Here is a 12,511-nt window from a genome sequence, read left to right on the forward strand (position 1 = left end):
GCGGGATAAAAGACGAAGCGCCGCTGGTGGTCAACCGAGATAGGGATAGAGCGGGAAACGATCGGTCAGCGCCACGACCTTTGCCTTCACCGCCGCCTCGACCGCCGCATTGCCTTCGTCGGAATTGGCGACCTTCAGCCCGTCCAGCACTTCGGCGATCAGCTTGCCGATCTCGCGGAACTCGGCCTGGCCGAAGCCGCGCGTGGTGCCGGCCGGCGTGCCCAGACGCACGCCAGAGGTGACGAAAGGCTTTTCCGGATCGAACGGGATGCCGTTCTTGTTGCAGGTGATGTTGGCGCGGCCGAGCGCTGCCTCGGCGCGCTTGCCGGTGGCGTTCTTGGGCCTGAGATCGACCAGCATCAGATGGTTGTCGGTGCCGCCGGACACGATGTCGAGGCCGGTTTCCTTGAGGCTCGACGCCAGCACCTTGGCGTTGGCGGCGACGCTCTCGGCATAGAGCTTGAAGCTCGGCTTCAGCGCCTCGCCGAAGGCGACAGCCTTGGCGGCGATGACATGCATCAGCGGCCCGCCCTGCAGGCCGGGGAAAACCGCCGAGTTCATCTTCTTGGCGATGTCCTCGTCATTGCACAGGATCATGCCGCCGCGCGGGCCGCGCAGCGATTTGTGCGTGGTCGTGGTCACGACATGGGCGTGCGGCAGCGGTGACGGATGCACGCCGCCGGCGACGAGGCCGGCGATATGGGCCATGTCGACCATCAGATAGGCGCCGACCGCATCGGCGATCTCGCGAAAGCGCTTCCAGTCCCAGATGCGCGAATAGGCGGTGCCGCCGGCCAGGATCAGCTTCGGCTTGGTCTCATGCGCGGTCTTTTCGATCGCGTCCATGTCGAGCAGATGGTCGTCCTTGCGCACGCCGTAGGAAACGACCTTGAACCATTTGCCGCTCATGTTGACGGGCGAGCCGTGCGTCAGGTGGCCGCCGGAGTTCAGATCGAGGCCCATGAAGGTATCGCCGGGCTGCAGCAACGCCAGGAAGACCGCCTGGTTCATCTGGCTGCCGGAATTCGGCTGGACGTTGGCGAAGTTGCAGCCGAACAGCTTTTTGGCGCGCTCGATGGCGAGTTCCTCGGCGACGTCGACGAACTGGCAGCCGCCATAATAGCGCTTGCCCGGATAACCCTCGGCGTATTTGTTGGTCATGATCGAGCCCTGCGCTTCGAGCACGGCGCGCGAAACGATGTTTTCCGAGGCGATCAGCTCGATCTCGTGACGCTGGCGGCCAAGCTCGTTGCGGATCGAGCCGAAGATCTCCGGATCGGCATCTTCCAGCGTGGTTTCGAAGAAGGATTCGAATTTGTTCGACGCTGCCGCTGCAGTTGCCATGGCCTGAAATCCTTCGGTTCGGGGCATTTATCTATGCATATCGTTGCCCCGAAACCGCTGCGCAGTTCCGGGCGACATGCATTGCCGCGCCATTAACACAGTTGTTTTCGCCTCGCCACGTTTGCAGCGAAATTTGCTGGCCGGATTGCGCCAGAGCGGCCCTGAACCGCTATTTTCGCTCCTGCCGCCCCTGCAGCAAGGCTTCGGTGAGCGTGATCTCGGTAAACAGCGCCCGCGCCGTATGGTCGTTGATCGCGCCGCTGCTTAACATGTCGCGCACGGCGGTGCGCTCGGCCTCGATGCCGGCGAGCCGCATTTCGAGCTCCAGCCGCCCGGCTCGCGGGCCTCTGCCCGGGCGTCATCGGCCTCGTCCGAAGTGGCGATCCGGCGCCGGTAGCCGGCGACGATGTTTTCGGCGGCGGCAAGCCTGGCGCCGGGCACCTCGCCCTGGTCGTCGTCGCTGGCGCCCGCCATGCTTTCGACGCGGGCGATGGCCGCCTTGGCGGCGCCGATGCGGGCGAGACGCTCCTCGATGGCGCTGCCATCCTCGCCCGCCTCGACCAGTCCGTGCGCTATCTTCGGCAGCGCCACGCTGGCGATGGCGAGCGAACAGATGATGACGGCGGCGGCCAGGAAGATCACCAGGTCGCGCGCCGGAAAAGACGAGCCGTCCGGCATGGCAACCGGCAGCGACAGGATGCCGGCCAGCGTGATCGCGCCGCGCACGCCCGCCACCGAGCCGGCAAGCCGCACACGCATGCCAAACGGCTCGGCCTTGCGCTTTCCCCATTTTGCCTTGAGGCCTGCCGCGATATCGCCGACCCAGATCCAGAGGAAGCGCAGCGCGATCAGGCACAGCGTCAGCGCTATCACCGTCGCGACCGGCTGGATGATCGGGTATTGGCCGGTCAGTTCAGGCGGCACGCGGCGAATGATTTCGGGAAGCTGCATGCCGAGCACGATGAACAGCGCGCCATTGTAGACGAAGGACAAGGTCATCCACAGCGAGATCGTCTGCATGCGCGCCGAGACGCCGAGGAAGCGGAAGACGCCGGAGCCGCCGGTCAAAGCCCGGCGGTGACCGCCGCCAGAATGCCTGAGGCATGCAGATGTTCGGCGACGAGATAGGCAATGAAGGGCAGCAGGACCATGACCAGAACCTGCGCCTCGGCCGGAACGCCGCCGATGCGATTCAGAAGCTGCAGCAGCCTGGCGGCGATGAACAACGCGGCGATGCCGGCCAGGATGCCGATGGCGACGGCATAAACGAAGCTCAGCGATGCATCGGCGAAGGAAAAGCTGCCAGTCACGGCGGCGGCGACGGCGAAGCGGAACATGACCAGGCCCGAGGCGTCGTTGAGCAGCGCCTCGCCTTCCAGAATATGCATCAGCCGCGCCGGCACCAGGCTTCTGTCGACGATCGAGGACACCGCCACGGCGTCGGTCGGGGACAGCACGGCGGCGAGCGCGAAGGCGACGACCAGCGGGATGCTCGGCACCAACCAGTGCAAGGCATAACCGAAGCCGACAATGGTAAAGAAGACCAGCCCGATGGCCAGATCGAGGATCGGTCCGCGCAGCGCGATCAGCTCGCGTTTGGGCGCTCCATAGGCATCGCCGAACAAAAGCGGCGGGATGAACACCAGCAGGAAGAGTTCGGGGTCGATCTCGACATGGATGCCTTTCACCGGCCAGGCGAGCGCGGAGCCGATGGCAATCTGCAGCACCGGCAGCGGCACCCGAACCAACCGCACCAGTGCGCCGGAAAGAGCGACGAAGACCAGCACGGTGAGGATGAAGATTGCGACCTGCATGGCGCGATTCCGGCTGTTTTGAGGACCATGCGCAATTGCCGTTAGTCCGTCCAGATGGGCCTGCGGCGCAACGTCCGGCAGTGTTCATGGCCTGCATGGCTGGCGGCCACCAGTCTTCTTCTGTTGGGATGTCGAACGGAAAAGGCCACCTTGCGGTGGCCTTTTCTAATTGAGATCAGCGGCTTAGAGCGAAGAGGTGATCTGCAGTTCGCTGGCGCCATCGAGCGCGTAGACGTCGTCGCGGAACTGCACGACGCCCGGACCCGTCGACCAGGCCGACACATAGAGGAAGTGGACGGGAACCGGGTTGACGACCTGCACCGGCGTGTTCTCGCCGGTCTTGATGGTCGCCTCGAAATGCTGGCGATCCCAGCCGGGTGTGTCGCGCAGGATCCATGTGACGAGGTCGCGCACGTTCTGGACACGCACGCAGCCCGAGGAATCGAAGCGCATCATCTTGCCAAACAGGCTCTGCTGCGGCGTGTCGTGCATGTAGACGCCGTCGGGGCTGGGGAAGTTGATCTTCACCGAGGCCATGGCGTTGCCGGAACCCGGATCCTGGCGGAAGCGGTATTTTGCAGCATCATCCGTCGACCAATCGACAGTCATCGGATCGACTTCGCTGCCATCAGGCGCAAACAGCCGGATGTGGCTGTCCTTGAGATAGTCGGGGTTCTTCCGCATCAGCGGAATGATGTCCTTGCGCACGATCGAGACCGGCGCGTTCCAGTAAGGATTGACGATGATCTCGTTGATCTTGGAATTGACCACCGGGGTCTGGCGGTCGATCTTGCCGACGATTGCGGTGTGGCGCAGCACGACGCGATCGTTCTCGACCGCCTCGATCTGTGCCGCCGGGATATCGACCAGCACATAACGGCTGCCCAGCGTGCCGGCCTTTTCGCGCAGGCGCTCCAGATTGGTCTGCAGCTGACCGAGGCGGATCTGCGCCGAAACGTTCATCGCCGCATAGGTGTATTTGCCCATGGCGCCGTCGGCCGGCAGGCCATGGCGCGCCTGGAAGCGCTTGACCGCGGCGTCGACATAGGAATCGAACGACGTCGAAATGCCGGCGCTCTGCGCCAGGTCGCCCGAAACCATCAGCCGCTTGCGCAGCGGCACCACGTCCGGATCGTCGACGCCAAGCTGCAGCTTCTTTGTCGCCGGCACCTCGCCCCAGCCGCCCTGGGCGACGATGTTCTGATACTGCGCCACAGCCTGTTCGGTGAAGGCGACCGTCTGTAGGCTGAAGATCGGCAGCGTCGAGGCGACCTTGCCGCCTTCGGAGGCGCGGGCGTCGAACTGGTCGTCCCAATTGCCACGGTTCGAAGACTTCAGGACGTCGTCGATCACATCCTGCGCGCTGGCGGCATTGGCAACCATGGCAACGGCGAGCGCGGAAGCTCCGGAAAGGAAAAAGCGGCGGCTGGTTCTCATGGACGTTCCAGACATTCCTGTCGTGTTTGGCTTGTAGCGTTTGGCTGTTGCAGCGTTCGGCTACGTGCTCGATCTTGGGCGATATCGCCCGCACTCTAAAGTTGGCACTGTTAACAATTAGCCAACCATGACCTGCATCACTTAGCCGTGAAAAGCGGACCGCAATGCGACATTACAGGCGCGCCTATGGCTTTCGCCGCCGCATCACCCGCACCCTCGCTTCCACCGCGAATATGGCGGCAACGTGGCTTTGCGCCGAATTTGGACGCGCAGGCGATCTGAAATGGAGTGACCTGTGCTTTTCGGCACCGGCTCGCCTCCAACGATCTCCGCCAGCGCTTACCCACTAGCTGTTAGAGCCCAGGGCTTTGCGTTGGGACCAGAGCCTCTACCTTCGTTAAACGTAGACAGTTTTATGCCGCAGCAGCAATCTGCAGTCACTTTCTGTAGCGGGGGGCGTACATGGAAAAGCTAATCACCGAGCTTTTGGTGGATTCATTCGACCATCTTGGCAAGCTGGGCGTACCGGTCGCATGGTCAATCGGCTCTATCGATGTGATGCCGGGAACTACACAGAAGAGTTACGCCCAAATCAACATCCCGAACCTTCAACGGGTCCTTTATAAAACCGAAGAATTCCCTCCGTTTTTAGCTTTTGCTAAAGCGCTGCAGCAATATGAGCCCTACACCACCCTATTTGCCGAAGCCCCCGACGAGAACGAGAAATTCCTACTTGATCCAATCTACATCGCCTACGAGGTTCTACGCAGCCATATGGAGGCTTATTCCCAGAGGGGCATCGAGATAGCTCTGGCGTCGCAAATCGCGGCTAACCTTGATGACTGCATTAAGCGAAAGATTTTCGTCATTCGCGGTTGGAGTCCGCTGGCAGGGTTTACCTCGACCCAGGACGAAATCGACTGTGGCAATGGACTAGTCATACGTCGTTACAGCGAAATTGATGCCTACAGAATCGGCAGAGTTTTTGAGGATGGCTCCCTCGATATGTTCAATATCCCGCCATATGCGCTTGAGTGGAACAAGGAGTATTCGTTCGTTGGCAACAAGTCCGACGAAAGTTCCTGGCAGAACCATATCTACCCAACTGTTCGGGCTCTGCGTGTTCTCAGCCCCGGCAAAGTCGCGGTTTCATTTACGAAGATAATCCGCGCTGGGCCGGGTCGCCTTTCACCTCACGGCGGAGGCTCAGTACCGGGCTTTGTTCCCCACATCTTCGAGACCAACTATGAACTCGCAGAAGCGGACTATGAGACGTTGCAGGCCCTCATTAAAGTGGTTGCCCGAACAGACCTTCCGAATCCCGTCAGAATTGCGCTGGATAGGGTTCATACGGCGGTTGAGCGCCCAAGTTTGGAAGATGAGTTCATCGACCACATTGTGGCTCTTGAGGCTATGTATGGCGACAACCTCGGCGGGTTGCCGGGTGGACTGTCCCACAAGATCGGCGTCAGGCTGGCGATGTTCCTGTACGCCAGCGTTGCCGACCGAAAGCTGGCTTTCCGCAAGATGTTGGACGCTCTCACCGCGCGAGGGGGTCTTGTCCACGGCTCTAACACCCTCGCCAATCTGAAACCGCGATACCGGGATGCGGTAGTATGGGCCGGTGACGCTGCCCGCGCATCAGTCCGCAAGGCTCTGCTTGAGGACGTGCAGTTGGAAAAGGACTACTTCGAGAACCTGATTTTCTCAGCCAATATACCTACGCCTAGTGTGAAGAAACCCGCCAAAACCAAGGGGTCGGCCTAATACCCCCACCGGGTAGTGATATCAAACCGCAAACTCACTTCGGTTCTGTCCTTCGGCTTCATAGGCGGCCAGCCACTTCGGCGAAGCGCCCCTGCCGGTCCAGGTACCCGCACAAAACGTCAATCAACTTCCCATGACCCAAAGATGAGCCACGACTCATCCGAGATAGAAGGCCAATTGATCGATGGTCAGGATGTACTGCAATGCTCTCGCGAGGGTATACGCCTCTGCTTTTGCATTGCCATGCCCGACTGGGTGTCGGCCAGCGGCCGCACTGGCGCCGGTTTTCGGGTCAAATGGGGCATAAATATATTCCCCGAGATATTGGCCGAACTGATTGGGGAACATTAGCGTATCGTCGCCTTCCGCCTTCGTCACGCCCGCGACTTTGGCGAATTCGCTCAGACTATCGATTTTCGCACCCTTGCCGTGGATCGTGATATGCGCCTCCTGCAAGATCCCCTCGATTTCAGAAGAAAGGGTTTTGATAGCGGCGACGGCATCGCCTCGCAGAAAACTGTCGAGACCCGACTTGAGGATTGCCATTTTGTCTTTTAGTACGGGTACAGCTCTCCAGCGCTCTTCCAGAAATTCTAATCGCTCCCTGTCGAACGCCTTTATGGTTTTTCCTTCAATCTCGGCCATATCAAAACCAGCGGTCAAGTGGTTCATTATTTCTCGAAATTCCGCAGTGATTATCTCAGCGAACGGAAACCAGCCGGCCTTAAATAGATTTGCCACAAACGCTTCGTTGCCAAGCGCATCGTACAGATAATCATATCGCAGAGCCCTAAAAAGCGCTCCGAGCGTGCGCCCCATCTCCTTCTCGTCAAAAGCGCCATTGTCTCTCGACAAATCAAAATAGAGCGCAAACTTCCAACCTTCGCGGAAGCAGACAAGCACACCATCGTCCGGCTTAAATTCAACACCGATGAATCCCATGGCACGAACGTCGGTGATATCCCTTTCAAATACCGGACTACCGGCTTGCACCGAGCGCTTCACCCTCATCTCTACACGGATGCCTGTGGTGTCCACGTAAAGGTCGGCTGATTGATCGGCATGGCACACGAGCAATACCGTATTTGCTCGCGCTAGATTAACGGCTGCGCCAATCTGAGCGGCTTCATGGGTTAGGCCACCATTCAGTCCAGCTACCAGCGTATGGAATAGAGGGGCGTCGGAGGTTGTTGCCAATTTTACGAAAATCGGGATCGTATCACCTTCGCGCCCTGCCCCCGCTGAGAATCCAGCGAACCTATACACCGGCAACTTGATTGACTTGGCAGGCGCTGACTTGACCAGACCCTGACTATCGATAGTGGTGGGCGGAGCTTCTTCCGGTTTGGCTTCGTCAACACTCATCTCAACATCCCCTATTGCCTTCGCCTGACTTAGCACGTGTTGGTGGGCTGTGTCGGCGTGGTGAGGATACCAGGCGAAGAAGGTCGCCGGGAGTGACTTCCCTCCCGACGATTACTTTTCAGAGCGGTAGTTCGAGTTGTGCCGGCGGCACGCTGCCGAACCGTTCGCCGGTGTTTATCTCGCTCACGCGGCCCTGATTGACGCCGAGCATCGTGGCGATGTCTTGCTGGCTATATCCAAGACCCAGGAGAGCTTTGGCCTTGGCTGCCATCTCGTCCGACATCCGCGGCGACGAGCGCCTGGGAGCGAGTGGTATCGGTGGAAAGGGTTTCATGTATGTTCTCCAAAGGTGCGGAGATCGCACTTGCTCCAGAGAAGGCTTATCGGTTATATCCGACACGTCAGGGACGGATATTTCCGCTTCCTTTCTCCAGTGACCTGCGTGCGACTCCAATCAAATTGCAGGTCATTCGATTCTGAGGCTGGCTGGGTGTGCTAGACCCATTGCTGGCCTCAGGACGCTGCGAATCAGCGCACCCCTCAAAATATTGGAATTGGCAAGGCACGACGACCCCTATCTGCGTTCGTACCGGTTTCCACAGGTTATTCACAGACATAGAAAAAGGGCGGCAGAGACATGCTCTACCGCCCAACTGGAATTTGGGGTGCTACGCAAGTGCAACGCTACTCCTGGAACACAGTACGCCTATTGGCGCCTTCTCGTGCCCTTACGTTGCACCCAGCAAGCTTTCGCACCCTAATAAAATCAATCACATACGATATGCAATCGTGTCGTTCCAGAAGCGATCCAGGCGCTGCAGCGCGCGGTTCATCTGCTTGAACTCTTCGCTGTTGATGCCGCCGACCTGTTCGATCGAGCCGACATGGCGCTCATAGAGACCGGCGACGACTTCCGCCACTTCATTGCCCTTCGGCGTCAGCGAAACGCGGACCGAACGGCGGTCGATGCGCGAGCGCTGGTGGTTGATGAAGCCGAGATCGACCAGCTTCTTCAGATTGTAGGAGACGTTCGAGCCGAGATAGTAGCCACGCGAGCGCAGCTCGCCGGCGGTCAGTTCGGAATTGCCGATATTGAACAGAAGCAGCGCCTGGATGGCATTGATGTCGGAACGGCCGTTGCGGTCGAACTCGTCCTTGATCACGTCAAGCAGACGGCGATGCAAACGCTCCACCAGCTGAAGCGATTCCATGTAAAGCGAACGGATAGCCTCGCGGCGATCGTCGGATACGTTGGCGGTCTTCGCCGCCGGACGCGAATTGATCATTGTCTTTGCCTCTCGTTTGTCGCCCTGGTGATTTTTTGTTTTTCACCTTGATTGCGACACTATCGAATACTCATAAAATTCGACTTAAACGCTAGGGCTAACAAGAGCTTACCGGTAATAGGTTTCGCAAGACGCTTAACGAACGGTCACCCGAGCAAGGATAATTAACCTAAAGATTTAGCCAATGGCTGCGGGGCGGCGTTTCAGGCGCGCGCAGGGCGCTTGCGCATCCAGATGACGACGCGGAAGGCGATGTAGAGCAGCGCGACCGCGGCATGCGAGAAGACGATCAGCGGCCGGTGGCCGTAGAGATCGGGGAAGCCGGCATACATGATGGCCTCGGTGACAGCACAGATGAACCAGATCACCGGGCCCCACGACGCCAGCATCCACAGGCCGGCGGCGGCGAAGGGGAAGAACACGGCCAGCATCACCGCCACTACCTGCCAGTGCACCGGCATCAGGTCGAAGCGCCACAGCGGGCCGGGATAAAAACCGATCAGCCGGATCCAGTACAGGATGCCGAACAGCAGGCAATAGCCCGCTATGACGCGCTGGAACCAGGCGAAGATGATCTCGACGCCCGAGGGCTGCAGCACGATGCGCCGCGACGTGACCTCGCTCACAGTTCGAGCTCCCGTTCGAGCGGCGCGAAATAGGCGTCCACCGAAGCAGCGTCGACCTCGGCCAGGCTTGCCGGCCGCCACTGCGGCGTCGAACCCTTGTCGACGAGGACGGCGCGGATGCCTTCATAGAAGTCGTGCCCGGCCAGCATGCGGTTGAGGATGCGGAACTCCATCTTCATGCAGGCTTCCATCGACAGCGTCAGCCCGGCGCTGATCTGGCGCCACGCGACATTGAGGCTGGTCGGCGAGCGGGTGCGGATGGTGGCCAGCGTCTTGGCGGCAAACTCGTCGGCGCCTGCCGCCCGCTCCAGGCTCTCGAGGATTTCGGCGAGCGACGGTTGGGAAAAATGCCGGGCGATGGCTTCCAGCACCGGCTGGGCGGTTTCGCGCCGGGCCGGCACGAAGAAGCCGCGCAGCACCGATTCCGGATCGCCATTGGCGCAGAGCCGGTCGAGAAAGGCAGCCTGGTCGGCGGCCTTGATGGTGTGGGTGGCCAGGCCCGACCACAGCGCATCGCCATAGCGAATGCGGTTGCCGGTCAGCGCCAGATACATGCCGAAGCTGCCGCCAAGGTCGGGCAGCAGATGGCTGCCGCCCACGTCGGGGAAGAAACCGATGCCGACTTCGGGCATGGCGAACTGGGCGTTCTCGGTCAGCACGCGCTGCGAGCCGTGGAAAGAGATGCCGACGCCCCCGCCCATCACGATCCCGTCGATCAGCGCGACATAGGGCTTTTTGTAACTGTTGATGCGGGCGTTGAGCCGGTATTCGTCGGCGAAGAACTCGACCGGCGGCTTCCCGGCGCGGGCCTCGTAGACGTGCATGATGTCGCCGCCGGCGCAAAACGCTCTGCCCTCGGCCTTGACGACGACGACATCGACGCCGGTATCGCGTTCAAAAGCGTCGAGCGCCTTGTCCAGCGCCTTGATCATGCGATGTGTCAGCGCATTGAGCGCCTGCGGCCGCGTCAGCGTGACGACGCCTGCCTTGCCCAACCGTTCGAAGCGGATCTCGTCGCCGCCGCCAAAGTCCATCGTCAGAGAATCCCTCCCCGCGCCTGCGGGACTGAAGTGCTAAAGGTGGCGCATGGGTGCGTCAACCGGCGGGCGCGGTTTGGATTTTCGCAAGGCAACGCGACCGTGCTTTGCCCCCGACAGAAATGCGCGCAAAATTGCCGGGCAAACAGCCTTTCTTCTGATGCAGGGACAAACGCATGACGCTTGAAACCGCAGCGCCGAGCCATGGCTGGGAGATGCCGAAAAAGTTCGACCCGGATGATGTTCTCAGCCGCCCGCTGATGGCCAATCTGGCGACCGTGACCGCTGACGGCGCGCCGCGCAACGCGCCGATGTGGTTCATCTGGGAGGACGCTGCGATCTGGCTACTCGGCTCGACCGGCGCAAGTGCTGTCAAACACCTCGAACGTGACCCGCGCTGCGCCGTGGAGATCGTCCATTTCGACAATGAGGCCGGCATCCTGCTGCATCTCGGCCTGCGCGGCGTCGCCACCATAGAAGCGATGGCGCCGAACCGCTTCAAACGGCTGCTGCACAAATATCTCGGCCCGGAGGCGACCTGGAACCGCTGGTTCATCGACAATGTCGCCGACATCGGCCATCCGGACGGGCGCCTGATCCGGCTCGCCCCGGAGAGCATCTTCACCAACAATGTGTCGTTCTTCAAAACCGGCCCCGAGCTGGCGTGGCCGCCGAAGCCGTAAGCAGCGCGTTATCGACTGGCACAATCGTGTCGCATTGGTCAGCGGCAAGGCCTCGTGGTAAAAGCCGCCCCGACCCGGAGTTTTTGCGATGAACAAATTCACCCCCGCGACGAGCAACAAATTCGCACCGGCAAAGCCCGCCGGTGCGCGCAGCGTCGACGAGATCACCGGCAGCCGCCGCTTGCGGCGCATGCGCAAGGCCGACTGGTCGCGCCGCCTGGTGCAGGAAAACCGGCTTACGGTGAACGATCTGATCTGGCCGATGTTCGTCATCGACGGCAAGAACACGCGCGAGCCGATCGCCGCCATGCCCGGCGTATTCCGCCTGTCGCTGGACCTCGCCGTCAAGGAGGCCGAGCGGGCCGCTAAGCTCGGCATTCCGGCGATCGCCACCTTCCCCAATGTTGAACTCAGCCTGCGCGACCAGACGGGATCGCACATCCTCGACCCGGAAAACATCATCAACCGCGCCACCCGCGCCATCAAGGACGCGGTGCCGGAGATCGGCATCATCACCGATGCGGCGCTCGACCCGTTCACCTCGCACGGCCATGACGGCATCTTGCGCGACGGCATCATCGTCAATGACGAGACAGTGGAACAGGTGACCGCCGCGGCCGTCATCCAGGCAGCGGCCGGCGCCGACATCATCGCGCCGTCCGACATGATGGACGGCCGCATCGGCGCCATCCGCGACGCACTCGACGCCAACGGTTTTTCGGATGTGGCGATCATGTCCTATGCGACGAAATTCGCCTCCGCCTTCTACGGCCCCTACCGCGAGGCGGTCGGCACCGCGGGCCTGCTCAAGGGCGACAAGAAGACCTACTATCTCGACCACGCCAATTCCGACGAAGCGGTGCGCGAGGCCGAGCAGGACATCGCCGAGGGCGCCGACATGCTGATGGTCAAGCCCGGCCTGCCCTATCTCGACATCATCCGCCGGCTGAAGGACGAGTTCCAGATGCCGACCTTCGCCTACCAGGTGTCAGGCGAATATTCGATGATCAAGGCGGCGGCCGCCAATGGCTGGATCGACGGCGAAAAGGCAATGCTGGAGAGCCTGCTCGCCTTCAAGCGCGCCGGCTGCGACGGCATCCTGACTTACTTCGCGCCGGAAGTGGCGCAGCTGCTGAAGGGTTAGCCGGAACC

Annotated in this window: 11 protein-coding genes and 1 pseudogene; 3 read left to right on the forward strand and 9 right to left on the reverse strand. The window is 60.8% G+C overall.

Annotation, left to right across the window (positions count from 1 at the left end):
* Positions 1 to 30: 30 nt before the first annotated feature.
* From glyA to NKH54_RS18955, 3 genes and pseudogenes are all read right to left on the reverse strand, one after another.
* The gene (gene glyA, locus NKH54_RS18945) at positions 31 to 1,344 is read right to left on the reverse strand and encodes a serine hydroxymethyltransferase (RefSeq protein ID WP_353028718.1); all 1,314 of its coding nucleotides are present in this window, start codon (positions 1,342 to 1,344) and stop codon (positions 31 to 33) included.
* Between the two features lie 169 nt (positions 1,345 to 1,513).
* Positions 1,514 to 3,158 (reverse strand): annotated as a pseudogene (locus NKH54_RS18950) (Na+/H+ antiporter).
* A gap of 183 nt (positions 3,159 to 3,341) precedes the next feature.
* The gene (locus tag NKH54_RS18955; RefSeq protein WP_353028719.1) at positions 3,342 to 4,595 is read right to left on the reverse strand and encodes a L,D-transpeptidase family protein; all 1,254 of its coding nucleotides are present in this window, start codon (positions 4,593 to 4,595) and stop codon (positions 3,342 to 3,344) included.
* A gap of 462 nt (positions 4,596 to 5,057) precedes the next feature.
* On the opposite strand from NKH54_RS18955, the gene NKH54_RS18960 reads away from it, so the two are divergent.
* Entirely contained in the window at positions 5,058 to 6,362 is a 1,305-nt protein-coding gene (locus tag NKH54_RS18960) for a HEPN domain-containing protein (protein WP_023805098.1), read from the forward strand.
* Between the two features lie 21 nt (positions 6,363 to 6,383).
* Here the strand turns inward: NKH54_RS18960 and NKH54_RS18965 are convergent, their stop codons facing one another.
* From NKH54_RS18965 to NKH54_RS18990, 6 genes are all read right to left on the reverse strand, one after another.
* A complete protein-coding gene (locus NKH54_RS18965) occupies positions 6,384 to 6,485 on the reverse strand; it encodes an H-NS family nucleoid-associated regulatory protein (RefSeq protein ID WP_156940986.1) in 102 nt (33 codons plus the stop codon).
* Positions 6,486 to 6,518: 33 nt separating this feature from the next.
* Entirely contained in the window at positions 6,519 to 7,727 is a 1,209-nt protein-coding gene (locus NKH54_RS18970) for a hypothetical protein (protein WP_156940985.1), read from the reverse strand.
* A 118-nt stretch (positions 7,728 to 7,845) separates the two neighbouring features.
* Positions 7,846 to 8,061 (reverse strand): helix-turn-helix domain-containing protein, encoded by a 216-nt coding sequence (locus NKH54_RS18975; protein ID WP_286456709.1) that lies wholly within the window; start codon positions 8,059 to 8,061, stop codon positions 7,846 to 7,848.
* A gap of 436 nt (positions 8,062 to 8,497) precedes the next feature.
* Positions 8,498 to 9,013 (reverse strand): transcriptional regulator LdtR, encoded by a 516-nt coding sequence (gene ldtR / locus NKH54_RS18980; protein ID WP_023672997.1) that lies wholly within the window; start codon positions 9,011 to 9,013, stop codon positions 8,498 to 8,500.
* Between the two features lie 203 nt (positions 9,014 to 9,216).
* Positions 9,217 to 9,639, reverse strand: coding sequence for a DUF6163 family protein (locus NKH54_RS18985; protein ID WP_353028720.1), 423 nt, complete (start codon positions 9,637 to 9,639; stop codon positions 9,217 to 9,219).
* The gene (locus tag NKH54_RS18990) at positions 9,636 to 10,673 is read right to left on the reverse strand and encodes an enoyl-CoA hydratase/isomerase family protein (RefSeq protein ID WP_023689512.1); all 1,038 of its coding nucleotides are present in this window, start codon (positions 10,671 to 10,673) and stop codon (positions 9,636 to 9,638) included. The genes NKH54_RS18985 and NKH54_RS18990 overlap by 4 nt, the downstream gene beginning before the upstream one ends.
* Before the next feature lie 179 nt (positions 10,674 to 10,852).
* On the opposite strand from NKH54_RS18990, the gene NKH54_RS18995 reads away from it, so the two are divergent.
* Both NKH54_RS18995 and hemB read left to right on the forward strand, forming a co-directional pair.
* Positions 10,853 to 11,359: a pyridoxamine 5'-phosphate oxidase family protein gene (locus tag NKH54_RS18995; RefSeq protein ID WP_353028721.1), complete on the forward strand. Its 507-nt coding sequence runs from the start codon at positions 10,853 to 10,855 to the stop codon at positions 11,357 to 11,359.
* Between the two features lie 88 nt (positions 11,360 to 11,447).
* Entirely contained in the window at positions 11,448 to 12,503 is a 1,056-nt protein-coding gene (hemB, locus tag NKH54_RS19000; protein WP_353028722.1) for a porphobilinogen synthase, read from the forward strand.
* Positions 12,504 to 12,511 lie beyond the last annotated feature (8 nt).

It is taken from the genome of Mesorhizobium sp. M1004, from assembly GCF_040318795.1.
Classification (GTDB): domain Bacteria; phylum Pseudomonadota; class Alphaproteobacteria; order Rhizobiales; family Rhizobiaceae; genus Mesorhizobium.